Source organism: Candidatus Manganitrophus morganii (assembly GCA_021651055.1).
Lineage (GTDB): Bacteria > Nitrospirota > Nitrospiria > SBBL01 > Manganitrophaceae > Manganitrophus > Manganitrophus morganii.
The window spans coordinates 403,315-428,106 of record JAJHOH010000001.1 but is presented as its reverse complement, the minus strand read 5'-3'; the positions used below and the strand labels follow the sequence as shown (position 1 = coordinate 428,106).

Below are 24,792 nucleotides of genomic sequence, written 5' to 3'. Positions count from 1 at the left end.
ACTGACATGCCGCTGTTCAAAGAGACGAAAAAAGAAGAAAAAGTCAAAGCGGAAAAGAGAATCGTCCGCTTCAACGCTTCAGGAATCGAATACGCGGTCTCCATCGAGCGGATCAAGGAGATTATTTATGCGAAGGCGGTCCATCCTCTGCCGGGGGCGATGGAAGGAATCGAAGGGGTCATCAACCTCAGGGGAGCCGTTGTTCCTGTCATTGACAGCCGGAAAAAATTCAAGGCGGCGGTTCCACCGGGTGTGCCGGAGCATATCTTGATTGTCGAAGTGCGTCAACAGAAGATCGGATTGATTGTCGATTGCGTGAATGAGGTGATGGCAGTCCGCGAGGATCAAATCCAAAAAACAGAATCGTTCATGGATCAAAACGCAGCGTATGTAGAGGGAATTTACAGGGTGGGTGAACGCTTGATCGTTCTGCTGAACCTAGAGCAATTATGGACTGCGGCCGAAACATCCGAGTTAGAGACGCTCAGCCAAACGACATTGAATGGAGCGGATCTCTCTCCTCAAATTAAGAGGAAGCAATGAAACAACTCAAAACCTACCTGGCGAATCACCTCGAAATGAAGATCCTTGCGATCATCCTGACGTTTCTCGTGTGCGGATTCGGGATTCTCTATTACCTCCTTTCGGAGCGAATCGAAAAGTATTCGGTTTCTCAAACACATCAGAAATCCGAAATGCTCGCTTCTTCGATTCATCGGACATTGGATCGAAGCATGGTCAACTTTCGGGCCGATATCGCGCGCCATATCATTGAAGATTTGAAAGACATACCGGGGATGGTTCGCATTCAAATCATTCGTGGAAAGACGGGAAACGGAACGGAAGAGGCTTTTCAGGATTTTATCACCTTGGACGATGTTAAAACACGCGCTCCGGGCGGATTGAGGCCGGAATGGATCGGCAATCACCGGAACAAGGAGCACAATGTGGCCGATGGTGTCGATACGCCGGAGTTTAAAACGGCTTTCCAGGAATATGTTCAAGATCCGATGCAGCCGGACACCTATTATTTTGAAAAGATCGCCGATCAAAATGTCATGACCTATCTGAAGCCGCTTCCGAACTTCGACCGCTGTTTCCTCTGCCATAATTCCGACCACAAGCTGCGGGGGGTCCTGATGATCTCCACCTCGATCGAAGGGATGCACGCCGATATTCAGGATCAAAAACGAAATCTCTTCATCCTTTCGGCGGCGACCCTCCTGATTACCGGATTTGCCCTGAAATTCTCGATGAGCCGTCTGGCGATGAAACCGCTCATCAAAGTGTCGGAGCGGATTCAAGACATCGCCGGCGGAGAGGGAGATCTCTCCAAACGGTTGGAGGTGAAGAGCAGCGATGAAATCGGAAGGTTGGCGGGCGGATTCAATCTCTTCGCCGAAAAGATGTCCAATTTGATCGCGCAAATCCTGACGGCGGCGAAGAATGTCTCCTCCACCTCGAGCGGGGTCATGGAAGGGAGCCGCGAGATCATGCAGGGGGCGGAAATTCAGATCAATGCGACCGAGGCGACCTCCGTCTCCATCGAGCAGATGAACAGCAGCATCCGCAGCGTCGCCGAGACCAGCGAAAGCCTGGCCGGCGCATCGAAGGAAAGCGCCGGCGCGATCCAACAAATGACCTTCGCGATGGATGAGATTGCGAAAAACATGACGATCCTGAACACCTCAGTCGAAGACGCCTCCTCCTCGATTCTTTGGATGTCATCCTCGGTGAAGAAGATCGATGAAAATGTGGAAACGCTCCTCGGAGAGGCGGAGGTCACCTCTTCCGCAATGATCCAGATGGATCAATCGCTCAACCAAATGCGCGAAAATGTGGTTCAGACCGTTGACCTTTCACGCGAGGTCAGCGTCAATGCGGACGCCGGAAAGAGAACGGTTGAAATGACGATGGACGGGATGACGCGGATCAAGGAATACTCGACCGAGGTCGGCCGGGTTATCCGCAATCTCCAAAAGCAGACGGAGAACATCGGCCGATTCTTGAATGTCATTGATGAAGTGGCCGAACAGACGAATCTGTTGGCGCTGAATGCCGCCATTATCGCCGCCCAGGCGGGCGAGCATGGAAAAGGCTTCAGCGTGGTGGCGAATGAGATTAAGGAGTTGGCAGATCGGACCGCCGCATCGACGCACGAAATCCATGAAATTATCAAGGCGCTCCAGTCCGAGGGAAAGATGGCGGTGGAGGCGATCGATGTCGGGAACGCCCGCGTCGAGGAGGGGGTGGTCCTCTCGAATTCGGCTCACGCGGCGCTCGGGAAAATCGTGGAGAGCATCAGCCATTCGACCCAGAAGATCACCTTCGTGGCGAATACGATGGAAGAACAATCGAAGAGCGTGAAGCGGGTCACCACCTCGATGGAGCGGGTCAACCAAATGGTGCACCAAATCGCCAAAGCGACCAATGAGCAAAGCAAAGGCTCTGAACAGATCATCGAGGCCACTCACCGGATGAAATCGATCACGCAGGGGCTTCAGTCTGTTTTATTGTCTCACTCAAAAGGAATGAAGAAGGTCACCGAGACGGTCGAGGAGGTCTCCCGCCTGGCCCAAGAAATCGCCAATGCGACGTCGGACCAGAAGGTTCAGAGCGAAGAGATTATGCACGCCATCGATCAGATCAAGAAGGTGACCCACGAAAACGTCGACACCGTCGGAAAGGTCGGTTTTTCCGTCGAGGAACTGATGCGCCAATCCAAGCAACTGGAAGCGGAAATATCGAGATTTAAGCTGTAAGTCGGAAGGGAAGGAGCGGGGAATGATTGTACAATGTCCAAAGTGTCAAACGGAACTCGCGCTCGACATGAAACATCTCGACGAGGATACCGCCCTGGTTTGCAGGGGATGCCGGTCCATTTTAAAAACAAAAATCGTCGTCGAAATCCTGGTGGAAAAAGGGGCGCACGCGTTCAAGACCCCCTCCCCGCAAAATGAGGCGACGGCAACCCCGGAACGATCGAAGCCGGCGGCGACTCCGGCGCGGTCGGTAGAACCGCTCCAAGAGGACCCTCTCCCCGCCGCCATCGATCCTCAGAAGGTGCTTGTTGCGATCGACGGCGAGGGGACCAAAGAGATGATCAAGGAGCTCCTTTCCGGGGCCAGTTTCAAGGTGGTCGAGGCCAACTCGGGAAAGGAAATTCTTCCTCTTCTAAACCGGCAACGCCCTGCGATCGCGCTGATCGATGTCGGTCTTCCCGATGGGTTAGGGAGCGAATTCTGCAATATGATCAAAAAAGACGACCGCCTCAAGGAGACGATTGTCATCCTGATGGCCTCCATCTATGAGAAGAACAATAAATATCGGAGACAACCGAGCTCCCTTTTCGGCGCCGACGATTATATCGAACGCCATCATGTCGAGAAGGATCTTCTCGTCAGAATCCGGAAACATTTGAATCGGAAGCAGAACGGCGATTCCCCCGTCCCGCCCCCTGCGGCCGAAACCGCCAGGGATCCCGTCCTGAGAGAGACGTCGATGCCCTCTTTGGAGGAAACGACACGGACCCAGCCCTCCGAAATGGGGTCGATTTCGCCGGAAATCGATCAGGGAAAGACCCTTGGCGTCGAGCAGCCAGCCGGTATTACCTTGGATGAGAGTGGTCCCCCCCCGGCCCTTGAGCCGCCGACTGAAAAAGCGCCGGAGCCGAAGGAGCACGAGGACGCCAAGCGGCTGGCGCGAATCATCGTCTCCGACATCGTTCTTTACAACAAAAAGAAGGTCGAAGAGGGGATACGCTCCGGTCGGTTTTATGAACTGCTGAAAGAGGAAATCGAAGAGGGAAGAAAACACTACGATTCCAGGGTCGCTCCGGAAGTCCAAAAGGTGCGGGATTTTTATAAAGAGGCTTTCGAAGATTTTATCAGGAAGAAAAAGGGCTGATCGCCCGCTGGGCGGTTGATCGATTCTTTTCGGGGATCCATGCGATCTGTTCAAGAAGATATTGCGAGACGTTTAACGAGCCCGGATGTGGAGGTGAGACTCTCCGCATTGAATGCGTTGGCCGGTCTTCCCGATGCCTCGGTCATCGACCCCGCCATCACCGCGTTGGGCGATTCCGATTGGAGGGTTCGGAAAATGGCGGCCGCCATCCTGCTGGAGGGGGTCGATCGAAATCGGATCGTTCATCAACTGATCGACCGTCTCAGCGGAGAGAAGAATATCGGGATGCGGAATGCGGCGGTCGAGGTCTTTATTCAGTTCGGAAAAACCTCTGTCGATCCCCTCCTTTTTTCACTTCGCCGCACCGATGACGAGGTCAAGAAGCTGATCATCGATACGCTGGGTGAAATCAAGGAGAGAAAGGCCGTCCCCCCCTTGGTGGCCCTCTTCTCGGATCAAAACGAGAATATCGCCGCTTCGGCGGTCGAAGCCTTGGGAAAAATCGGAGATCCCGTGTCGGTCCCGCCGCTGTTGGAGATTTTAACGCGGGAGAATCCGCTTCTCGTCTTCTCGGCGGTGAAGGCCCTGGAGCAAATCGGCGATTCCCGTGCGGTGGAGCCGCTGATCGGTCTTCTGGCGAAGAATCCGTACAGACGGGCCGTCCTGGAAGCGCTCGGGACGATGGGAGACATGCGGGTCTTGGAGGCGTTGACGGCGGCCCTTCAATCGGGCTCAAAGAGCATCCGCTGCTCCGCCCTGAAGGCGATCGCCGCATTGGAATCGAGACAATCGACGACCGATCGCGCCGTGATTCATCGCCGTGTGAAGGAAGTCTACCAAGATTCGACCTGCGCCCTTCTCGACGAAGCCGTCCAGGATGCAGATTCCTTTTTGAGGCGGGCCGCAATCCGTATGTACGGATGGGTGGCGGAGGCCCGAAGCGTTTCAATCCTCATTCCGCTGATCAACAGTGAATGCCGGGAGGAAGCCCTCTCTGCGCTCGTTTCAATCGGCAAGGAGCATATCGAGCCGCTCATCGCCGGATTGTCCGGACAGGACGACGTTGTTCGGGAGGTCATGGCGACCGTCTTCGGAAGGATCGGGGGGCGCCGGGTGGTTCCGGCTCTCTTGGAACTGTTGCAAGATCGCAGCGGCCATGTTCGCCAATCGGCCGCGGCCGCCTTGGGAGAAGTCGGAGATCCCGGAACGATCGGCGCGTTGTTGCCCGTTCTGACCGATGTTTACCCGAACGTACAGGAGAGTGCGGTCAAGGCGTTGCTGCAGATGAAGGAGGCCCTCCCCCGGACGACACTCCTTGATTATCTACGCCACGATTCTTCGGCGCTTCGCAGCAACGCCGCTTTTCTCTTGGGACGGGTGAGAGAGGAAAAAGCGATCGCACCCTTGCGGTTCCTCCTCAGCGATCCGGAGCAGAGCGTTCGAAAAGCGGCTGTCGCCGCCTTGGGTTGTTTCCATTCACCGGAGGTGAGCCAACATATTCTCCTCGCCCTGGGTGATGAGTCTGCCGATGTTCGTCTGGCGGCGCTCAAGATTTTAGCGGGGGATGAGATCGGGCACCTTGCCAATCTGGCAGACACCCTGCATCCGCTTGTTCACGACGAGAATATCTGGGTTCGGTCGGCGATCGCTCCGATTTTGGCCCGGGTCGAGGAAGAAAAGGCCCGAACCCTCCTGCTCGAATTGCTCTCGGACCGGGTCGGCGCCGTGAAAATCTCCACCCTTTCCGTTCTCGGCGAACGCCGGGAAAAATGGGCGCTCCCGCTCATTTTAGCCGAGACAAACAATCCGGACCTCGATGTAAAGAAAGCGGCTATTTTGGCTTTGGGTCTTCTGAGCGAGCCCTCGGTGGTTCCACTCCTCCAAAGTTTTCTGAGCGATCTGAATTGGACCGTCCGGGTGGCCTCGATTCGGGCAATCGGTCGCCTTCGGGATCGCTCGTCGATCCTTCGATTAAAAGAGATGGCCGATTCCGATTCGGATCCGATGGTTCGTGAAACCGCGCGCCAGTGCCTCTCTCAGATCGAATCGGAGAGCGGACCCATGTTGATTGGAAACGAATGAATCCCTGCGACCAGCAGATCGTTCTGAACGATGAGGTCTTCCGGCTTCTTCGAGACATGATTTATGAGATCTCGGGGATTTATTTCTCCGATGATTCGAAGTTCATCATGGAAAGCCGATTGCAGCAAAGCGTCAAGCGGAAACAGTTCGATAATTTCCGTGATTATTATTATTTTTTAAAATACGACCTGAAAAGGGATGAGGAGCTGGCTTCTTTAATCGACATTATCACCATCCATGAAACCTACTTCTTTCGCGAGAATCATCAGCTTCAGACGTTTAGTCAGGAGATCTTTCCGGAACTGGCCCATATGGAGGAAAAAACAAAACAGTTGAAGATCTGGAGCGCGGGCTGCTCCACCGGCGAGGAGCCGTATACCCTCTCCATGTTAATCCTGGAAAGTCCGTTATTCCATGATTGGAACGTTGAAATTTATGCCAGCGATATCAGCCAAAATGTCCTTCAGAGCGCGCGACGCGGAATTTACCAGCCGACCTCCTTCCGCTCCATGGACCCCTATTTTCAAAAGAAGTATTTCACGAAAGAAACGGCCGGATTTAAAATCAACGATCGGGTAAAAAAAAATGTCACTTTTCTCCACCTGAACCTGAACGACCGGGAGAGATGGATTCTGCTTCCCGCAGTGAACGCGGTCTTCTGCCGGAATGTGATTATCTACTTTGACATGACCGTTAAGAAGCGGGTGGTCGAGGGGTTTTACGGAAAGCTGAAAGAAGGGGGGTATCTCCTCCTCGGCCATTCCGAGTCGTTGATGAATCTCTCCACCCATTATGCGTTAAAACATTTTAAGAACGATCTCGTGTACCAAAAGCCGTTTCTGGCAAAGAATGGATGAGAGGAAAGAGATGGAGAAGGGAAGGCTTCAACAAACGCCGATCAAACTTCTGATCGTTGACGACTCGCCGTTGTTTAGACAAATGATCAATGTCATTCTTCAAAAGTATCCCCACCTGGCTGTTGCGGGATTGGTGGAAAACGGCGAAAAGGCGATGAGGCTTGTTGTCGAGAAAAAGCCTGATGTCATTCTCCTCGATCTGGAGATGCCTCATATCGACGGGTTTACCTTTCTCCGCTGGCTGATGGCCTATTATCCGACACCGGTGCTGGTCGTCTCAGCCCGATCCGACGGCTACACTGTTTTCAGGGCGCTGGAGCTGGGAGCGTGCGATTTCTATGGAAAACCGGAACCGAACGGAACGCTCCTGGAGCAACCGGATGCGCTCATCTCCAAAATCGAGACCCTTTCTAAAATTCCAAAGGAGAGCTTGTCAAAAAAGTATTCCAAGCTCACCCGTTCCAAAAAACGGATTGAAGTTTCTCTTCAGCCCCCCAAACAGAGAGAAGGCCTCTCCCGGCTCTTGGCGATCGGGGCATCGACGGGGGGGCCCCCCGCCCTGGTTGAAATCATCTCGAATCTCCCGGAGGATCTTCCCGTATCGGTCGTGATCTCTCAGCATATGCCACCGGGATTCACCAAATCTTTTGCGGAACGCCTGAACAAACTTTCCCGCTTGCAGGTCTCGGAGGTCGGCGGCGGGGAACCGCTGGAAGCAGGGCGGGTTTATATCGCCCCCGGGGGCTATCATCTTTTATTTGAAAAGATCGGCTCCCGGATTCATACCTGCCTGAAAGCGAAGGGAGAGGCCGATCGATACGCCCCCTCGGTCGATCTGATGATGATCTCCGCCGCAGAGTTCTTCAAGGAGGCGGTCTTTGGGGTGGTCCTGACCGGGATGGGAGATGATGGAAAGATCGGATTAACAAAAGTGAAGGAAAGGGGAGGAATCACGTTGGCGGAGTCGGAGGAGACGGCGGTTGTTTTTGGAATGCCGCGAGAGGCGATTCAAGCGGGGGTCGTCGATCACGTTTTGCCGTTGTATAAGATTGCGGCGGAGATCACGCGGTATTATCGGCGTCTTCCAAAATAGGGTTGGCGCTTTGAAATAGGCTGTGTTATAATCCACAAGGCCTTCAAATCCGGAAGGAAATCGGTTATGGAGCGAAGAGAAAACGAGATCGCGAAAAAGGCTGAAGAGTTCTTGAGGGTATTCAAGAAGGGGGAGGAATTCACTCAAGAATTGCTCAAGGAGAACGAGCGGCTCCGATATACGGTCCTCAAGCTCGAAGAGGAAAGGAACGGGTTGGTCCAACTTTCCAATCCGGTCGAAGTAAAAGCGCTTCAGGAGCAGTTGGCCAAGGCTGAGGAAGAGCGCAACCGCCTCATCAACCGTTTTAAGGAGGTTGAAGAGGAAAATAAGGGCTTCGCTTCAAAGTATTTGGAAGTGGAAGAGGAAAACAACAACCTGGCCAACCTCTATGTCGCCAGCAATCAGCTCCACTCGACCCTCGACTTCGAAGAAGTGCTTCGAATCATCATCGAAATCATGATCAACCTGGTCGGGGCCGAGCGGTTTGTGATCATGTTGCTGGATGAAGCCTCTGGGGTTCTCTCTACCATCGCTTCCGAGGGGATGGAAGAGGGGACAATCCGCAAGGCCCGGATCGGCGAAGGGGTCATCGGCCGGGCGGTCCAGAGCGGCGAAAACTTCTTCGAAAGCGATTTAAGCGTGGGAAGTGTCGAAGGGGAACCTCGTCCGATTGTTTGCATCCCGCTGAAAATCAAAGATCAAACGCTCGGCGTCATCGTCGTTTTTTCGCTCCTGGAGCAAAAGAAAAAGACATTGACCCACGTCGACAAAGAGCTTTTCACTATGTTGGCGGGGCATGCCGCCACGGCGGTTTTCAGCGCCAAACTTTATTCGCAATCGGCCAGAAAGTTGTCAACGATTCAAGGTTTTATTGACTTGTTGAGCGGTCGAGAAGATTCCTGGGGGCAAAATGGCTGACATCCGTTTCCTCGTCGTCGAAGATTCGCCGACGATGCGTCAACTGATCACCTTCAGCTTGAAACGAATTCCGAACTCCAAGATCGTTGAGGCGAGCGACGGCGTCGATGCCCTCAAGAAGTTGAAGGAAAATCGATTTGATTTAATCGTTTCGGATATCAACATGCCGCTGATGGATGGGCTCAAGCTGGTCAGCATGATTCGAAACGATCCCGCCTATCGATCGACCCCGATTGTGATTGTCACGACGGAAGGCTCCCAAACCGACCGAGAAAAAGGGCTTGCTTTGGGAGCCAATGCCTACCTTTCCAAACCGATTCAAACCAACGAACTTCTTAAGATCGTCAGGGATTTATTAAAGACGGAATAGAATCAGAGGATAGAATGCGTTTCGGAATCGTTGTTTTTCCCGGGTCGAATTGTGACCAAGATTGTCATTACGTCACCGGTGGGATCCTGAAAGAGCCGACCACTTTCATCTGGCACAAGGAGACAAAACTTCCCGATGTCGATGCCCTGATTATTCCGGGGGGCTTTTCCTATGGCGATTATCTCCGGGCGGGGGCGATCGCCCGTTTTTCTCCGGTGATGAAGGGGGTTGTCGATTTCGCCGCGCAAGGGGGAATGGTTCTCGGGATCTGCAACGGATTTCAGATCCTGGTCGAGTCGGGTCTGCTTCCGGGAGCGCTCCGGCGGAACCGCTCCCTCAAGTTTATCTGCAAGCCGGTCTTCGTTCGGGTCGAAAATCATCAAACCCCGTTCACCTCGCTCTATCAACCGGGTCAGGTTCTCTCTCTTCCGATCGCACACGCGGAAGGAAATTATTATATCGATCCCGCCGGGTTGGCGCGGTTGAAGGAGCGAAATCAGATCATCTTCCGCTATGTTACGAAGGAAGGAGCGGTCTCGGATGAAGCAAACCCGAACGGCTCCATCGACCAGATCGCCGGAATCTCCAATGAGGCGGGGAATGTCCTTGGCATGATGCCCCACCCGGAGCGCGTCGCCGATCCCCTCCTTGGCGGCGAAGATGGGATCAAACTCTTTGAATCTCTCCGCCGCTCTCGCAGGGAGCGCGCTGCCCCCGTTATTCGTTAAACGTAAAGATTTTACGAATAACGATTCACGGATTACGAATCACGATATCTGGAGAATCCATGACAGACCCTCAGAAAACGGCCCATAATCAAGGGCTGCCCCCGGAACGACCGGCCCATCCGGTGACCGATGAGGAGTATCAGAAAATTGTCGCGCTCCTCGGTCGCGAGCCGAACACCACGGAGCTTGCGATCTTCTCCGCGATGTGGAGCGAGCACTGCAGTTACAAGAGCTCGAAGGTCCACTTGAAACGTTTTCCGACGCAAGGGGAGCATGTCCTCCATGGACCGGGCGAGAATGCGGGGGTGGTCGACATCGGCGGAGGATGGGTCGCCGCCTTTAAGATTGAAAGCCACAATCATCCCTCCTTTATCGAGCCGTACCAGGGAGCGGCGACCGGCGTCGGAGGAATTCTCCGGGATATTTTCACGATGGGGGCGCGGCCGGTGGCGCTGCTCAACTCGCTTCGTTTCGGTCCGCTGGAGGTCCCCAAGAACCGTTACCTGTTCGAGCGGGTGATCGCCGGCATTGCCGGTTACGGCAATTGCATGGGAGTTCCAACCGTCGGTGGGGAGATCTACTTCAACGAGATCTATTCGAAGAATCCGCTCGTGAATGTCTTCTGTCTTGGGATTGCGAAAAAGGAAGAGATCGTGACGGCGGCGGCCGGCGGGGTCGGGAATCCGGTCATCTATGTCGGCTCAAAGACCGGAAGAGACGGCATCCACGGGGCGACGATGGCGAGCGCGGAGCTCGGCCAATCGGAAGAGAAGCGGCATACCGTCCAGGTCGGCGATCCCTTTACCGAAAAGCTCCTCCTGGAGGCCTGTCTGGAGGTGATGCAGACCGGTTGTGTGGTCGGCATCCAAGACATGGGGGCGGCCGGTCTGACGAGCTCGTCCTCCGAAATGGCACACCGCGGCGGAACCGGAATCGAAATCGACGTCTCCAAGGTGCCGAGCCGCGAGCCCGGAATGACGCCGGAGGAGTTCATGATCTCCGAATCCCAGGAGCGGATGCTTCTGGTCGCTCAGAAAGGGAGAGAAGCCGAGGTGGAGGCGGTTTTCAAGAAGTGGGATCTCGATATGGCGGTGATCGGAAAGGTCACCGAAGAGCGGCTGCTGACGATCAAGAACCGGGACCAGATTGTGGCGCAGATCCCGGTGTCGGCGTTGACCTCCGAAGCGCCGGTTTATGAGCGTCCGATCGCCACCCCCAAGTTCCAGGAGTTGGTTCAATCGCTCAATATCGAATCGATTCAGGAGCCGAAATCGTATTCCGAAGCCCTCCGGACGTTGCTCGGCTCGCCGTCCCTGGCAAGCAAAGAGTGGGTCTACCGCCAGTACGACCATATGGTCCAAACCAATACGGTGGTCGGGCCGGGAGGGGGGGATGCGGCGGTGGTCCGGATCAAAGGGACCGATCGCGCCCTGGCGATCAGCGTCGACGGAAACAGCACCTACTGCTTGCTCAACCCCTACTATGGCGGCGCGATCGCCGTGGCGGAAGCGGCGCGGAACCTCGTCTGCGTCGGCGCGAAACCGATTGCGCTGACCGATTGTCTGAATTTCGGAAATCCGGAGCGGCCGGAGGTGATGTGGTCTTTCGCCCTCTGCGTCGAGGGGATGAGCGAGGCTTGCGAGCAATTCAAAATCCCGGTCGTCAGCGGAAACGTCAGCCTCTACAACGAGACGCGGGGCCTGGGAATCTATCCGACCCCCATTGTCGGCGTGCTGGGCCTAATCGAAGGGATGAAGAGCCCTCTGACCGCGGGATTCAAGGAGCCGAATGAAGTGGTCGTTCTGATCGGGGAGACGCTCGAAGAGCTGGGAGGGAGCGAATACCTAAAGGTTCTCCATTCCCAAGAGCGCGGTTATCCGCCGATGCTCCATTTTGAGAAGGAGAAGGGGGTCCAGAAGGTGGTCCTCACCGCAGCACGGGAAGGGATTCTCTCCTCCGCGCACGACTGTTCCGAAGGGGGATTGGCGGTGGCCCTCGCTGAGAGTTGCATCTTGTCTCCGACCTCTCTGGGTGCTATGATTGCGCTGGATACTGGGACGATCCGGCCGGATGCCTATCTATTCGGTGAGTCGCAATCGCGGATTCTCGTCAGCGTCCCGGAGCGATCTCTTTCGAGACTGCAGGCCCTCATCGCAGAGGCCGGGGTCGGTCACTCGGTCTTGGGGACAACGGGGGGAGGTTCTCTCGATATCCGGTTGGAAGGAAAGGAGCAGGCGATCCATCTCTCCGTTTCGGAGATGAAAGAGGCCTACTCGAGGGGTTTGGCAAAATACTTTGATTAACAACAGGTGAGCCAGGTGGACGAATCGGTATTTGATAAGCTGCAAGAAGAGTGTGCCATCTTCGGAATCTATGGCCATCCGGAGGCGGGCAATCTCACTTACCTCGGTCTTTATGCCCTCCAGCATCGCGGCCAGGAGGCGAGCGGCATTGTCACCCATGACGGCAATACCTACTACCAGGAAAAAGGAACCGGGCTTGTTGCCGACATCTTCTCTGAGGACCGCCTCAGAAAGCTGAAGGGGAACGCCGCCATCGGTCACAATCGTTACTCGACCACCGGCGACAATTGTCTCGAAAATGTCCAACCGCTGATGGTCAATTATGCCCTGGGCACCCTCGGGATGGTGCACAACGGCAACCTGATCAATGCCAGCTTTCTGCGCGATGAGATGGAAGCCTACGGCGCCATCTTTCAATCTTCCATGGACAGCGAAGTCATCATCCACCTCATCGCCCATTCCCGTCAGGAGCGCCTCGTTCAACGGATTGTCGATGCATGCGAGCGTGTCCGCGGAGCCTACTCTCTTCTCTTTCTTTCGGAAGAGGGTCTGATCGGTGTTCGCGATCCGTATGGGGTGCGGCCTCTCTGCCTTGGGAAGATGAAAGAAGGTTATGTCCTTGCTTCGGAGACCTGCGCTTTTGATCTGATCGATGCCGAATATGTTCGCGACATCGAGCCGGGCGAGATCGTTCAGATCAACGAGAAAGGGGTCTTCTCGTTTAAGCCCTTTACCAAGGTTTCGCCGGCGCAGTGCGTCTTTGAATATGTCTACTTCTCACGGCCCGACAGCCGTGTTTTCGATCGGAATGTTTACTATATCCGAAAGCGGCTCGGAATGGAGTTGGCGCGGGAAGGAGATATTAAAGCGGATATCGTCATTCCGGTTCCCGATTCGGGAGTTCCTGCTGCGTTGGGGTTTGCCGAGGCGTCCAAAATTCCGTACGATACGGGGCTGATCCGAAATCATTATGTCGGCCGGACCTTCATCGAACCGCAGCAGTCGATCCGCCATTTCGGCGTAAAGATCAAGTTGAATGCGGTGCGTGAGATCCTGGATGGAAAGCGGGTGGTGGTGGTCGATGATTCGATCGTCCGGGGGACGACCAGCCGGAAGATCGTCAAAATGATCCGCGCGGCGGGGGCGAAAGAGATCCATGTTCGCATCAGCTCCCCGCCGATCATTTCGCCTTGCTTTTATGGGATCGATACGCCGACGCGCCAAGAGCTCGTCGCTTCGAGTCACAGCGTCGAAGAGATTAGAAAATATATCACTGCCGACAGCCTTTCCTATCTCTCAACGGAAGGGATGTTCCGCGCGGTTTACAACTCGGATTCGGGGGAGAATCGGCATTTCTGCACCGCCTGTTTTTCCGGAAACTATCCTATTCCGTTCACGGGCGAAGAGATTATCCAGTTGGGACTTTTTGAAGAGCGAGAGCCGTAACAAAGACGGAACGGCGGTCGGCAAAGATAAAAAGAGAATAAAAAAGGGATGGAGTTCTCTCCATCCCTTTTTTATTCCAAAGGTTCCATCTGTGAATTACGGGTGTTCTTCGACCCAGACCTCTCCCTGAGGGGTCGTCTCTTTCTTCCAGATCGGTGTGATCCGCTTCAATTCATCGATGCACCAGGAACAGGCCCGGAAGGCGTCTTTGCGATGCTCCGCCCCGACCACGATGAGAACAATGTTGTCGCCGATCGAAATTTCGCCGACCCGGTGGATGATCGAAACCTCGATGATGTCATAGTCTTTGAGCGCCTGTTCCCGGATTTCCGCAAGGCGCTTTTGGGCCATTCCGGGATAATGTTCAAAATCGATCTTATGGATATCGCGTCCTTTTGAGAAATCCCGCGCCGTTCCGAGGAAGGTGACGATGCCGCCGATCCTCTTCGAGCTGTTTTTCACCTTATTGGTTTCTTCTTCGACGCTGAAATCTTCGGTTTGAACGCGGATTCTTTCGGAAAGCTGTTTTGTATCCATGGCCGATCCTTATTAAATGAATGAATAAACGTTTTGTTTAAAGATCTTCTCGGAGCCTCATCCCCCGGCGAAAGGGGGAAGGAATGCGATCTCATCTCCGTTCTGAATCAAACACTCTTTTGGAACCACCTCTTGATTGACCGAGATCAAGATCTTTCCTTCTTTCATGATCTGTTGCAAGGGAGGAAGATCCCGCTCCAGCCGACTGAGAAGCTGCTCCAGCGTGGTCCCTTTTTCAACATCGAGGACAACCTCTTCTTTACCGACAATTTTCTTGAGGACTGCAAAAAAACGTATTTTAACCATCTTCGAAAACTCCTGAAAAGTTAGAAAAAGGATACCTTTTTCGTCATTCTCTGTCAAGGTTTTTATCGATTCAGGAAGGCGCTCCGGCGGTGATTTTTCAATAGGATCAAACATCTTTGTCGTACGCTTGGTTTCTGTAAATGTCCCGAATGGTCATCTCTGAGCGCCGGCGAAGGATCCTGTTTCCGGCATTTCGACGAGATTCGGCTTGGCCTCAATATGACATCCAAAACAGATAAATCAATCTGTTCCGACGCTTCTGCTTGTCTGTCCCGGAAAAAAAAGGTAGAATGACTTTTCTTAATCTAAAGAGGAGCATTAAAACCAATGGCGACTACTGAAGGTACATTCAATATGGCGGTTTTCTGCGACCTGGAAAACGTTGCGATCGGGGTTCGAGACGCGCGTTATGCTCAATTCGATATCGAAAAAGTGTTGGAGCGGTTGTTGCTGAAGGGGAATATCGTCGTCAAAAAGGCATATTGCGACTGGGAGCGATATAAGGATTTTAAAGGTGGCATGCATGAGGCCGCCTTTGAGCTGATCGAGATCCCTCATATCCGCCAATCGGGGAAGAACTCGGCCGATATCCGAATGGTCGTCGATGCGCTCGACCTCTGCTATACCAAGTCCCACATCGACAGTTTTGTCGTCGTGAGCGGCGATTCCGATTTCTCCCCCCTCGTCAGCAAGCTGCGGGAGAACAATAAAAATGTCATTGGGGTCGGAGTGAAGAAGTCGACTTCCGATCTGTTGATCTCCAATTGCGATGAATTCATTTTCTACGACGACCTTGTCCGAGAAACGGTCGCCCGGCGCAAACCGAAAACACCCCGCCCGGCGGCGAAAACGGCTGCCGTGAAGACAGACGTCAAGACCGAGGTGACCAAGGACGACGAGGAAAAAAAGGAGTCGAAGCGGCAAGAGGCGCTCAACTTGGTCTTGGAAACGGTTGAAGCGATCTTCAACGAGCGGGGAGAGCGAAAGGTCTGGGGATCGATGGTCAAGCAGACCCTCCGGCGGCGGAAGCCCGGTTTCAACGAATCATACTACGGGTTTCGAAACTTCAACCAACTTTTGGAAGAGGCGGAGAAGCGGAAGTTGTTGATCTTAGAAAAGGACCAAACCTCGGGAGGATTCATCGTCCTTGATTTCGGTCCCGAGTGGACTTCGGCGGAAGCGGAAGAGCCTGCGGCGGCGAATCCGCTCCCGGCCACTCCATCCGCCGGATGATCGCTCTTTTCCCCCTTGAGTTTTTTCCCCGCCTCCGTTAAGCTCTCGGCGATGATAAAATCGTGGACGAAAGATCAGGTGGCGGAGGAGGTCGAGGCCCTGGCCCATTTGGCGGCGCTCGGGAAGGTCGGGGAGGCCGAGGGGGCGCGCCTTTTTCACGAGCGGCTTCAAGGCCTGCGCGATCTTTTTCGGGTGGAGCCGGACCTCTTTACCCCGGCGCTGGTTACTTCGCTCAAACGACTGGCCGCCACCGTTCCGATCCACCCCCCGGCGCTGGTTTCGCCCGACGCTGTTCTGAAGTCGGTTTTCGGCTACACCGGTTTTCGCCCCGGTCAAAGGGAGATCATCGAGTCGGTCCTCTCCGGCCGTGATTGCATCGGCGTCATGCCGACCGGAGCCGGAAAATCGCTCACCTATCAGATCCCTGCGCGACTCCTTCCCGGCACGACCCTTGTCATCTCGCCGCTCATCGCATTGATGAAAGACCAGGTCGATGGGATGACCGAAGTCGGCATCCCGGCGACTTTCATCAATTCGAGTCTCACCTCTGACGAGCGGCTTGACCGGATCGCGCGTTTGAGAGCCGGCGAGTATCGGCTTGTTTATGCCGCCCCCGAAGGGTTGGAAGGAGGGCTCCTCGATCTATTTTCTTCCTGCAGAATCGGTCTCATTGCGGTCGACGAGGCCCACTGCATCAGCCAATGGGGACACGATTTCCGCCCCTCTTACCGAAACCTCTCCGGTCTGAAGCGCCGCTTCGGAAATATCCCCGTCCTCGCGCTCACCGCCACGGCGACCGATGCCGTCGCCTCCGATATCGTTGAACAGATGGGGATGGTCTCCCCCCTCCGTTTCCGGGGTTCTTCCTTCCGTCCGAACCTGCGGCTTCATGCTTACAAGAAAGGGGGGGGACGGGATACCAAGGGGGAAATCCTCAATCTGGTCCGCTCCCGCGCCGGCCAGCAGGGAATCATCTACTCTCTCAGCCGCCGGGGGGCGGAACAGACGACCGAATTTCTCAAAGCAAACGGGGTCCGCGCATCGGCTTACCATGCCGGGATGGAGAACGACCGGCGGACGATTGTCCAGGAAGCCTTCCGCCGGGACGATATCGAAGTGGTGGTGGCGACCGTCGCCTTTGGGATGGGGATCGATAAATCGAATATCCGTTATGTCATCCATCGGGACATGCCGAAGAGCATCGAAGGCTACTACCAAGAGATCGGACGGGCCGGACGCGACGGCGTCGAAAGCGACTGCGTGCTCTTTTACTCTTGGTCGGAGGTGATCAGCTATGATCGATTTTCCGAAGGCGTTTCCGATTCGCAGGTAAACAAGAAGATGCGGATGCAGACCCGCGAGATGTTTTCGTTCGCAGAGGGCGAGGGATGCCGCCATCAGCGGCTGGTCGCCCACTTCGGGGAGCGGATCGCCGGCTGCGGAAGCGCATGCGATCACTGCGCCGGGTGGGACCTTCTCGAAGAGATCCGCCCCGCCTCCCGCTTCGAGCCGGAGCGTTCCATCCCGAAGGGTAAAAAGCGGGCCTTTGTTCCGAGCGAGAACGTCGGAGAGGAAGGGGGGGATCTCTTCGCGCGGCTGCGGGCGTTGCGAAAAAAACTGGCCGACGAGAAAGGACTGCCGGCATACCTGATCTTCAGCGACGCGGTCTTGCTTCAAATGGCGACGCATCGGCCGCGCAACGGCGATGAACTCCTTCAGATCAACGGAATCGGACCGAAGAAGCTCGCGCAATACGGCGACCTCTTTCTTGAGGCGCTTCATAAGGCAGGAGAGGTAAATTAAGACCGATCGATGACGTCGATACTCGTTTACTCGGAAGAAGAGGGGCACCGTTCTTTTGACGATTTGTCGGTGTTGCCCTCCCTTCTGGAAAATAAGAAGAATCAGGTCTGGGTCGACTTCGAGGGACCCGCCCCCGAAGCGGCGGAAAGCCTCTCCCGCGATTTTCATTTTCATACCCTCGCGATCGAAGATTGCATCTCCGAAACGCTTCTTCCCAAAATCGACGATTACGGTGATTATATTTTTCTGGTGCTGCATGGCGCCCGTACCATGGGTGATCAGACCTTCGTCACCGCTGAGATTAATTTTTTTCTCGGGCCGAATTATCTGGTCAGCTACCACGATGAGCCCTCTCGAAGCATCAGCCAAGCCAAAGAACGGTGTCTACGGAACGGACCGGCCATCACGCGGGGCGTCGATTTTCTCCTTCACGAAATCCTGGATGCCATGGTCGATCATTATTTCCCGGTTCTTGACCAGTTTGACTCCCTCATTGATGGAATCGAGGAGGAGGTTTTTGCTCAGCCCGATCGGGAAACGCTCAACAAAATCTTCAGCATGAAGAAAGAGGTCATGCACCTTCGAAGGGTGGCCGGTCCGCAGCGGGAAATCCTCAATCGCTTAAGTCGCGATCCCCTCAAGGTGATCAGTCCCACGGCGGCGGTCTACTTCAGGGATGTTTACGATCATTTGGCCCGGATCAACGATTTGGCGGAGTCATATCGCGACCTGGTGACCAGCGCCTTGGACGCCTATTTGTCGGTCGTTTCAAACCGCCTCAATGAAGTGATGAAAGTCCTCACCGTTTTCACGGCGACGCTGATGCCGCTGACGGTCATCACCGGAATTTACGGGATGAACTTTGAAAACATGCCGGAACTTCATTCCAAATATGGCTACTTCATCGTCATCGCGGTGATGGCGGCGATCACCGTCGGGATGCTGGCCTTCTTCCGAAAAAAGAAATGGCTTTAAGAAACGGCCTATGTTAAACTCCGCCAAATTGTAGGGTGTTATCTATCCTTGTAGGAGTAGAGCGATGAGAGACTTTATCCGGAAAATGGAAGAGAAGGCGATCGCAGGGGAGCGTCTGACTTACGAGGAAGGATGCCGGCTGATGCAGGTCTCCGGCCCCGATCTCTTTGATCTCATCGCCTCGGCCAATCACGTCCGGCATCATTACCGGGGGGATCAGATCAACCTCTGCTCCATCGTCAATGCCAAGGCGGGGAACTGCTCCGAGAACTGTAATTTCTGCGCCCAATCAGCCTATCATGACACCGGGATTCCCAGTTACCCACTGATGGATTCGGAGGGGATCGTCCAGGCGGCCAAAGAGGCGGGAAGCAATGGGGCGGAAGCCTTCGGGATCGTCGCCGCCTGGTGGGGGCTTCGCGAAGGCCGGGACCTGGAGATGGTGCTGCAGCGGATTCGTGAATTGGTCGCCGCCGGCCATACCCGCACTGATGCCTCGCTCGGGATCATCGCCGACCGGCGGATCGCCTTCAAATTAAAAGAGGCGGGACTCGCCTTTTACAATCATAACCTGGAGACCGCCCGGTCCCACTTCCCGAAGATCTGCACCACCCATACCTACGACGACCGGGTCCGTACGATTCAATATTGCAAAGAAGCGGGGATCGGAATCTGCTCCGGCGGGATCTTCGGAATGGGGGAGAGTCCGGATCAGCGGATCGAGTTGGCCGTCGCCCTCCAGGAGCTCGATGCCGATGTGGTGCCGCTCAACTTTCTTCACGCCATCAAGGGAACGCCGTTTGAAAACCTGCCGCCGCTTCAGCCGATGGAGATCTTGAAGATCATCGCGGTTTATCGTTTGATGCTTCCGTCGAAAGACATCATGACCGCCGGCGGGCGGGAGGTCCATCTGCGCGACCTACAATCGTGGATGTTCGCCGCCGGCGCCAGCCATACATTGATCGGGAACTATCTGACGACGCTGGGGCGGAAACCCGAAGACGATATGAAGATGATCGAAGATCTCGGGTTGCGCGCCGTCGCTTATTGCGGCGAGACCTTACAGGAGACGAAAGTAAAGGCGTAGAGGGAGAGCCCTCTCGCCTGGGTGAAGAGCCGGAGTTCGTGTTTTTCGAAGCCGGGATTCCGCACCAGCTGATACATCCGGGGCGCTTTCACCCGAACGAACGCACGCCCCTTCTCATCAATCGCGACATCCTCGCCGATTTCATCTTTCCGCATCGTCCGCCGGTCTTGATTGATCCAGACGATCGCCTCTTCTTCGGCCGACGCCACCAGATTCACTTCCATCGCTGAATAAATCAAATGGATCGCGCCGCCCCGCGGACCGGTGAACGTCAGACGGTCGGCCATCACCTCCCAGGATCCCTCGGCATAGAAACTATCTTCTATCAGCCGATCGGGAAGGGTGTATTGAACAGTCTTCCCCTCCGGGAGTCCCTCGTTGTTTCCGATCCTCCCCCGGTCGGCGCCGAGATAAAGCTCCGGGGTCGGGGGGGAACAGACGGCGCCGGGATAGTCGCTCTCCCGGATCGGCCGCATCGGGTCGGGGAGGGGCAACGCGGGGTCGATCTCCATCAGAAGGGCCTGAATCGCCAGCTCGGTCTCGACGTAGTTCCCCTCGCCATTGTGGCGGTAGCGGATGATTCCGTTTCGATCGATTAAATATTTTGCCGGCCAGTAGCGATTGACGTAGGCCCGCCAGGTTTTGTAATCATTATCCATCACGATCGGGTAGGTGAGGCCGAACGAATTTAAGGCCCGCTCGACCTGGGAAGCCTCTCGTGCGAAGGGGAACTCCGGCGAATGAACCCCGATGAGGACCACGCCTTTTTCGGCATACCGTTCGTGCCAGGCCTTGAGGTAGGGAAGGGTGCGGATGCAGTTGACGCAGGTGTAGTCCCAAAAGTCGATCAGGACGATCTTTCCGCGCAGCGCCTTGATGGAGAGAGGCGTTGAATTGAACCATCGACCCCCCTCGATCTCCGGGGCCCGGATCTTCTCACGCTCCAGAAACATCCCGTCTTATTCCATCGGAAAGGAAGGAACCAGCGCCTTCACGGCGGTGAATAGCTCCTCGCTGTGCCCATCGACCGTCACATTCGGCATGATCCGCCGAATGATCCCGTCCTTCGCAATCAAGTAGGTCATCCGGCGGGCGTATCCCTTCTCAGGATTGAGCGCCCCATAGAGCCGGGCGACCTCTTTTTTCTCGTCGGCCAGAAGCGGGAAGTTGAGATCGTACTTTCGGGCGAAGGCCTGGTGGGACGCGATCGGATCGGTGCTGACCCCAAGGATCTCGACGCCGAACGGCTTGAACTTATTGTAGTCGTTCCGGAAGGCGCAGGCCTCTTTGGTGCAGCCGGGGGTGTCGTCCTTCGGGTAGAAATATAGAATGACATGGTTTTTCCCCTTGTAGTCGGAAAGACGGATCGTTCTTCCGTCATGGGCGGGGAGCGAAAAGTCGGGGGCGGGAACCCCTTCTGCGAGATGTTTCTCCATCGGTTCTCCTTTCTGGCGTTAATAAATGAGCGCTCGGACTTTCAAGAGATAATCTGCTTCATCGATCGGTTTGTTCCGGGTGACCGCGTCGTAAAGCACTTGGGCCAGGATGCCGCCGATCTGGTGAACGGCGTCGTGCCGCGTGTCGCCGCGCGCGATCACCGAGAGCAGGGCCTGTTCTACTTCGATCGGTTCATGGGCTTGAAGCTGCTGCTCGACGACCGCGTGGAGCGACGTATGAAGGAAAGGGTTGGTCTGGCGGCGGCCCGCAAAGTCGATATTCATCGCCGCCTCGCCGAGGTCGAAGAGGGAATGATGCTCCCGGTGCTCCAGCATGATCTCGGCGAAGAGGGCTTCTTCCCCCTCCATCGGGAGATTCTCTTTGGCCTTCTTCCAAATCTCAAAAAAACGGGCCCGATTTTGCGCGGTCATGAAATCCATCTTCAGAAGCTTATAATGGTGGATGGCATGAAGTCAATTCTTAGAGACGAAAACACGGGAGGCGTCAGGGGGCAGAGACTTATTTGAAGTAAGAGGTCAACTTTTCCATGGCCGTCTGTAGCAGCGACGGTTCGGAGACAAAGCTGAGGACCAGATGGGGCGGTTCGAGATCGTAGAAGAAGCCGGGATGGAGCAGAAGGGAGTGCCGCCGCAGGAGATCGAGGGCGATCTCCTCTTCGTCGGCCTTCGGATCGTTCATCCGAACCGTCAGATAAAATCCCCCTTCGGGGGGGACGAAAGAGAGTCGATCCGATCGGGAGAGAAGGTCCATGGCAAGTTGAGCGCGTTCGCGGATGGCGGACTGATAGGCGGGTAGAAACCCCTTCGCTCCTTCAAAGAGGGCCGGGACGGAGAATTGAGCGATTTCGTTGACCGGGAGAAAGGTGTCGGAGATCGTCTCCAGGGCGGCCAATGCCTTTCGGACGAGCGGGGCTTCTCCGGAGAGGGCGATCCAGCCGATCTTCATCCCGGGCAGGGCAAGCATCTTAGAAAAACCGTTTAGCGTGAGGACAAGCGGCGCGTTCGTTGCCGCCGGGCGGGGGAGGCGGTTTTGCCGGAAGAGAAAGGGGCTGAAGACTTCGTCGGAGAGGATCGGAAGGCGGTGGCGGGCGGCGATCTCGGCGAGACGGGTTACCTCGTCCTCCTGCGCCGCGGCGCCGGTCGGGTTGTGGGGGGAGATCAGAATGATCGCCCGCGTTCGAGGCGTGATTTGGGATTCGAGATGATCGAGATCGATCGTCCATCGATCGGCCTCGCGAAGACGATAATCGACCATTCGAACGCCGGCGAGTGTGGCGATGGCGTCGAAGAGGGGATAGGTCGGGCGGGGGGAGAGGATCTCGTCTCCCGGTCCGGCAAAAAGCGTGAAGGCATACCAATAAGAAAGGCTGGTTCCCGGTGTGACGACGATCTGCTCGGCGGGGATGGAGAGCCCTTCTTCCCGGTAGAAACGGCTGATCGCTTCGCGGGCAATCGGCTGGCCGAGGGGATTGGGTGTATAGATTCGGGCTTGTTCGGCGGCAGATGCGAGGGCTTGGTTTAGAATCGATTGCGGGTAGAGAATACCATGGTGATGGACGTTCCCGGAGACGAGGTCGATGACCTTTTTGCCTTGGGCCAGGAGCCTGTCCCGTTCGCGGTAGAGGGGATTGGTTTCTCCATGGAAGTGATCGGCGATTTCGGAAAACATAAGGGGTGATTTTAATCCGGTAAGGCCAAAAGATCAACCCTCTTGATCCCTACTGATCATTCTCATGCCGCTTCGGGCTTCGCCGCATCCGTCGGCGGTTCAAGAAGATCGTGGACTTTCGCGACCAGTTCCGACGGGCTGAACGGTTTGAGAAGGAGGGGGGGGGTGTTTTTTTTGAGCCACTCTTGGTGGGCCGGGAGATCGGTGTAGCCGCTGACGAAAAGAAATTTGGTTCCCGGTTTGATCATTTGGACCCGCTCGTAGAATTCCCTTCCATTCATCTTCGGCATCACGAGATCGGAGATAACGACTGGGACCGGATCGGTCTGCTGCTTGATTTGACGGAGGCCTTCTTCTCCGTTTTCGGCAAGGAGGACGGAATGACCCCGCTCCTCTAAGCTCCGCTGGAAAACCGTCCTCAGAAGCGGGTCGTCTTCGACGATGAGAATTTTTTCGGACCGTCGCGGAAGATGCCGGGTGAATTCCCGGCCGGGTGCGGCGTGCGCTGATTTTTCAACAGCCGGGAGAAAGATTTTGAAGGTCGATCCCTTCCCGATTCGGCTCTCAACGGTGACCCAGCCGCCATGTTGGCCGACGATCCCGTGAACGATTGAAAGACCCAAACCGGTCCCGTGATCGGGATCTTTTGTTGAAAAGAACGGGTCGAAAATCCGTTCGATGGTTTTTTCATCCATCCCGACGCCGGTATCGGAAACGGATAGAAGAACATAGTCGCCGGGGTGAATGAAGGGGGTTTCCGGAATGTCCGGTTCCGTCGAAGAGAGGTTTTTCGTTTGCAGGATGAGCCGTCCCCCCTCGGGCATGGCATCGCGTGCATTGACGCAGAGATTCAATATCACCTGCTCAATTTGCGAGAGATCGGCATGTACGTTTTTTAAATGCGGATCGGGGTGAAAGGTCATCTCGATCTCTTCGCTTAAGACCTTTTCAAGAAGGGGAAGCAGTTCGAGGAGCACCGTATTGAGATTCAGAGGGGTCGGCTCGATCACCTGCCGGCGTCCGAAGACCAGCAATTGCCGGATCATCTTGGAAGCCTTCCAGACCAACTGGCGGATGTGGGTGAGGTAGCTGTGGAGGGGATGCGTCTCGTCGATTTTAAGAAGGGAGAGATCGGTGTAACCGAGAATGCCGGTCAAGACATTGTTAAAGTCATGGGCGATCCCGCTTGCGAGCCGGCCGAGGCTCTCCATCTTTCGCACCTGAAAAAGCTGCCGCTCCAATGCTTTCCGTTCCGTGTTGTCGAAGAGGTACCCTTTAAATTCGATCAACTTGTTTTCCGGGTCGAAACGGCCGACCACGTTGGCGATGGCGTCGACGCGGGCTCCGTCGGGGCAACGGAGCTCGACCTCGCACCATTGGAGTTTTCTTTTTTGCCGGAGCGCGTCGATAAAACGGTCCCAAGCGGCGCGGTCGGGAAAGAGCGATTTTAAGTCGTGAGAGGCCGCTTCCTCCGTGGAGGAAAATCCGAAAAGACGGACAAAGGAAGGGTTGCAGACGAGGATCTCTCCGTCCGGGGTGGAGATGAAGTCGGCGCTGAGATCTTCTTCGAAGAACCGCCGATATTTTTCTTCGGACTCCCGCAGCGACGCCTCCGCGCTGCGCAGCGCCGCGCGATTGACCGCCTCCTTCAGCTCGCGCCGGACCGTTTCATTCAGGCGGGTCAGATTGTCTTTCATGAGATAGTCGTTCGCTCCGGCCCGCATGGCGGCGGTGGCGGTCTCCTCGCCGATGCTCCCGGTGACGATGATAAAGGGGATGTCCTGACGCTTTTCCTTGAGAATCGAAAGGGCGTTCAAGGCGTTAAAATGGGGCATCTTGTAATCGGCAAGGATGACATCCCACGTTTGACCTTCAAGCGCAGCGGACATCGCCTTCGCGGTGTCGACCCGTTCGTGCGTCGGATCAAAACCGCCCCGTTCAAGTTCAAGGAGAAGGAGGGCGGCATCATCTTCGGAATCTTCAAGGATAAGGGTGCGAAGTGGGGTTGTCATCGTCTTCCTC

At 55.4% G+C, this 24,792-nt stretch carries 22 protein-coding genes; 15 read left to right on the top strand and 7 right to left on the bottom strand.

Annotated features, from left to right (window positions below):
* Window positions 1–6: 6 nt before the first annotated feature.
* The 11 genes from MCM46_01930 (at window position 7) to purF (ending at window position 13,703) form a co-directional block, all read left to right on the top strand.
* Window positions 7–543, top strand: coding sequence for a chemotaxis protein CheW (locus MCM46_01930; protein MCG3110558.1), 537 nt, complete (start codon window positions 7–9; stop codon window positions 541–543).
* A complete protein-coding gene (locus MCM46_01925) occupies window positions 540–2,762 on the top strand; it encodes a methyl-accepting chemotaxis protein (protein ID MCG3110557.1) in 2,223 nt (740 codons plus the stop codon). Before MCM46_01930 ends, MCM46_01925 begins: the two co-directional genes overlap by 4 nt.
* A gap of 22 nt (window positions 2,763–2,784) precedes the next feature.
* On the top strand, window positions 2,785–3,906 hold the full coding sequence (locus tag MCM46_01920; protein ID MCG3110556.1) for a response regulator: 1,122 nt from the start codon (window positions 2,785–2,787) through the stop codon (window positions 3,904–3,906).
* A gap of 93 nt (window positions 3,907–3,999) precedes the next feature.
* On the top strand, window positions 4,000–5,988 hold the full coding sequence (locus MCM46_01915; protein ID MCG3110555.1) for a HEAT repeat domain-containing protein: 1,989 nt from the start codon (window positions 4,000–4,002) through the stop codon (window positions 5,986–5,988).
* A complete protein-coding gene (locus MCM46_01910; GenBank protein ID MCG3110554.1) occupies window positions 5,985–6,845 on the top strand; it encodes a protein-glutamate O-methyltransferase CheR in 861 nt (286 codons plus the stop codon). Before MCM46_01915 ends, MCM46_01910 begins: the two co-directional genes overlap by 4 nt.
* Before the next feature lie 10 nt (window positions 6,846–6,855).
* Window positions 6,856–7,938 (top strand): chemotaxis-specific protein-glutamate methyltransferase CheB, encoded by a 1,083-nt coding sequence (gene cheB, locus MCM46_01905; protein MCG3110553.1) that lies wholly within the window; start codon window positions 6,856–6,858, stop codon window positions 7,936–7,938.
* Between the two features lie 66 nt (window positions 7,939–8,004).
* Entirely contained in the window at window positions 8,005–8,856 is an 852-nt protein-coding gene (locus MCM46_01900) for a GAF domain-containing protein (GenBank protein MCG3110552.1), read from the top strand.
* On the top strand, window positions 8,849–9,226 hold the full coding sequence (locus MCM46_01895; protein ID MCG3110551.1) for a response regulator: 378 nt from the start codon (window positions 8,849–8,851) through the stop codon (window positions 9,224–9,226). The genes MCM46_01900 and MCM46_01895 overlap by 8 nt, the downstream gene beginning before the upstream one ends.
* A 14-nt stretch (window positions 9,227–9,240) precedes the next feature.
* Window positions 9,241–9,954 (top strand): phosphoribosylformylglycinamidine synthase subunit PurQ, encoded by a 714-nt coding sequence (gene purQ, locus MCM46_01890; protein MCG3110550.1) that lies wholly within the window; start codon window positions 9,241–9,243, stop codon window positions 9,952–9,954.
* A gap of 59 nt (window positions 9,955–10,013) precedes the next feature.
* The gene (purL, locus tag MCM46_01885; GenBank protein MCG3110549.1) at window positions 10,014–12,257 is read left to right on the top strand and encodes a phosphoribosylformylglycinamidine synthase subunit PurL; all 2,244 of its coding nucleotides are present in this window, start codon (window positions 10,014–10,016) and stop codon (window positions 12,255–12,257) included.
* A 15-nt stretch (window positions 12,258–12,272) separates the two neighbouring features.
* Entirely contained in the window at window positions 12,273–13,703 is a 1,431-nt protein-coding gene (gene purF, locus MCM46_01880) for an amidophosphoribosyltransferase (GenBank protein ID MCG3110548.1), read from the top strand.
* Between the two features lie 96 nt (window positions 13,704–13,799).
* On the opposite strand, the gene MCM46_01875 is transcribed toward purF, so the two are convergent.
* Together MCM46_01875 and MCM46_01870 are read right to left on the bottom strand one after the other, a co-directional pair.
* Window positions 13,800–14,240 carry a molybdenum cofactor biosynthesis protein MoaE gene (locus tag MCM46_01875; GenBank protein MCG3110547.1) on the bottom strand — a complete coding sequence of 147 codons (441 nt, stop codon included), beginning with the start codon at window positions 14,238–14,240 and terminating at the stop codon, window positions 13,800–13,802.
* Window positions 14,241–14,297: 57 nt separating this feature from the next.
* Window positions 14,298–14,546 (bottom strand): MoaD/ThiS family protein, encoded by a 249-nt coding sequence (locus tag MCM46_01870; GenBank protein MCG3110546.1) that lies wholly within the window; start codon window positions 14,544–14,546, stop codon window positions 14,298–14,300.
* 327 nt (window positions 14,547–14,873) lie between these two features.
* Between MCM46_01870 and MCM46_01865 the strand changes: the two genes are divergently transcribed.
* From MCM46_01865 to bioB, 4 genes are all read left to right on the top strand, one after another.
* Entirely contained in the window at window positions 14,874–15,779 is a 906-nt protein-coding gene (locus tag MCM46_01865) for an NYN domain-containing protein (GenBank protein MCG3110545.1), read from the top strand.
* Between the two features lie 51 nt (window positions 15,780–15,830).
* Window positions 15,831–17,582 (top strand): ATP-dependent DNA helicase, encoded by a 1,752-nt coding sequence (locus tag MCM46_01860; GenBank protein MCG3110544.1) that lies wholly within the window; start codon window positions 15,831–15,833, stop codon window positions 17,580–17,582.
* 9 nt (window positions 17,583–17,591) lie between these two features.
* Window positions 17,592–18,557: a magnesium/cobalt transporter CorA gene (corA, locus tag MCM46_01855; GenBank protein MCG3110543.1), complete on the top strand. Its 966-nt coding sequence runs from the start codon at window positions 17,592–17,594 to the stop codon at window positions 18,555–18,557.
* A gap of 64 nt (window positions 18,558–18,621) precedes the next feature.
* Complete coding sequence (gene bioB / locus MCM46_01850) at window positions 18,622–19,644, top strand: biotin synthase BioB (protein MCG3110542.1); 1,023 nt, start codon at window positions 18,622–18,624, stop codon at window positions 19,642–19,644.
* On the opposite strand, the gene MCM46_01845 is transcribed toward bioB, so the two are convergent.
* From MCM46_01845 to MCM46_01825, 5 genes are all read right to left on the bottom strand, one after another.
* Entirely contained in the window at window positions 19,602–20,597 is a 996-nt protein-coding gene (locus MCM46_01845; protein MCG3110541.1) for a redoxin domain-containing protein, read from the bottom strand. The genes bioB and MCM46_01845 overlap by 43 nt on opposite strands.
* 6 nt (window positions 20,598–20,603) lie before the next feature.
* Window positions 20,604–21,080, bottom strand: coding sequence for a peroxiredoxin (locus tag MCM46_01840; protein ID MCG3110540.1), 477 nt, complete (start codon window positions 21,078–21,080; stop codon window positions 20,604–20,606).
* 18 nt (window positions 21,081–21,098) lie between these two features.
* Window positions 21,099–21,512, bottom strand: coding sequence for a DUF1841 family protein (locus tag MCM46_01835; protein MCG3110539.1), 414 nt, complete (start codon window positions 21,510–21,512; stop codon window positions 21,099–21,101).
* Window positions 21,513–21,600: 88 nt separating this feature from the next.
* Window positions 21,601–22,770, bottom strand: coding sequence for a pyridoxal phosphate-dependent aminotransferase (locus tag MCM46_01830; protein MCG3110538.1), 1,170 nt, complete (start codon window positions 22,768–22,770; stop codon window positions 21,601–21,603).
* Window positions 22,771–22,832: 62 nt separating this feature from the next.
* The gene (locus MCM46_01825; protein ID MCG3110537.1) at window positions 22,833–24,782 is read right to left on the bottom strand and encodes a response regulator; all 1,950 of its coding nucleotides are present in this window, start codon (window positions 24,780–24,782) and stop codon (window positions 22,833–22,835) included.
* Between the last annotated feature and the right edge of the window lie 10 nt (window positions 24,783–24,792).

What these genes read in the sequence shown, in the direction of transcription:
- cheB (MCG3110553.1), top strand. Translation starts at nt 6,856, where the DNA reads ATGGAGAAGGGAAGGCTTCAACAAACGCCGATCAAACTTCTGATCGTT.
- MCM46_01825 (MCG3110537.1), bottom strand. Translation starts at nt 24,782, where the DNA reads ATGACAACCCCACTTCGCACCCTTATCCTTGAAGATTCCGAAGATGAT.
- MCM46_01930 (MCG3110558.1), top strand. Translation starts at nt 7, where the DNA reads ATGCCGCTGTTCAAAGAGACGAAAAAAGAAGAAAAAGTCAAAGCGGAA.
- corA (MCG3110543.1), top strand. Translation starts at nt 17,592, where the DNA reads ATGACGTCGATACTCGTTTACTCGGAAGAAGAGGGGCACCGTTCTTTT.
- purL (MCG3110549.1), top strand. Translation starts at nt 10,014, where the DNA reads ATGACAGACCCTCAGAAAACGGCCCATAATCAAGGGCTGCCCCCGGAA.
- MCM46_01860 (MCG3110544.1), top strand. Translation starts at nt 15,831, where the DNA reads ATGATAAAATCGTGGACGAAAGATCAGGTGGCGGAGGAGGTCGAGGCC.
- MCM46_01910 (MCG3110554.1), top strand. Translation starts at nt 5,985, where the DNA reads ATGAATCCCTGCGACCAGCAGATCGTTCTGAACGATGAGGTCTTCCGG.
- MCM46_01900 (MCG3110552.1), top strand. Translation starts at nt 8,005, where the DNA reads ATGGAGCGAAGAGAAAACGAGATCGCGAAAAAGGCTGAAGAGTTCTTG.
- MCM46_01865 (MCG3110545.1), top strand. Translation starts at nt 14,874, where the DNA reads ATGGCGACTACTGAAGGTACATTCAATATGGCGGTTTTCTGCGACCTG.
- MCM46_01870 (MCG3110546.1), bottom strand. Translation starts at nt 14,546, where the DNA reads ATGGTTAAAATACGTTTTTTTGCAGTCCTCAAGAAAATTGTCGGTAAA.
- MCM46_01925 (MCG3110557.1), top strand. Translation starts at nt 540, where the DNA reads ATGAAACAACTCAAAACCTACCTGGCGAATCACCTCGAAATGAAGATC.
- MCM46_01840 (MCG3110540.1), bottom strand. Translation starts at nt 21,080, where the DNA reads ATGGAGAAACATCTCGCAGAAGGGGTTCCCGCCCCCGACTTTTCGCTC.
- bioB (MCG3110542.1), top strand. Translation starts at nt 18,622, where the DNA reads ATGAGAGACTTTATCCGGAAAATGGAAGAGAAGGCGATCGCAGGGGAG.
- purQ (MCG3110550.1), top strand. Translation starts at nt 9,241, where the DNA reads ATGCGTTTCGGAATCGTTGTTTTTCCCGGGTCGAATTGTGACCAAGAT.
- MCM46_01835 (MCG3110539.1), bottom strand. Translation starts at nt 21,512, where the DNA reads ATGACCGCGCAAAATCGGGCCCGTTTTTTTGAGATTTGGAAGAAGGCC.
- MCM46_01920 (MCG3110556.1), top strand. Translation starts at nt 2,785, where the DNA reads ATGATTGTACAATGTCCAAAGTGTCAAACGGAACTCGCGCTCGACATG.
- MCM46_01830 (MCG3110538.1), bottom strand. Translation starts at nt 22,770, where the DNA reads ATGTTTTCCGAAATCGCCGATCACTTCCATGGAGAAACCAATCCCCTC.
- MCM46_01845 (MCG3110541.1), bottom strand. Translation starts at nt 20,597, where the DNA reads ATGTTTCTGGAGCGTGAGAAGATCCGGGCCCCGGAGATCGAGGGGGGT.
- MCM46_01895 (MCG3110551.1), top strand. Translation starts at nt 8,849, where the DNA reads ATGGCTGACATCCGTTTCCTCGTCGTCGAAGATTCGCCGACGATGCGT.
- MCM46_01875 (MCG3110547.1), bottom strand. Translation starts at nt 14,240, where the DNA reads ATGGATACAAAACAGCTTTCCGAAAGAATCCGCGTTCAAACCGAAGAT.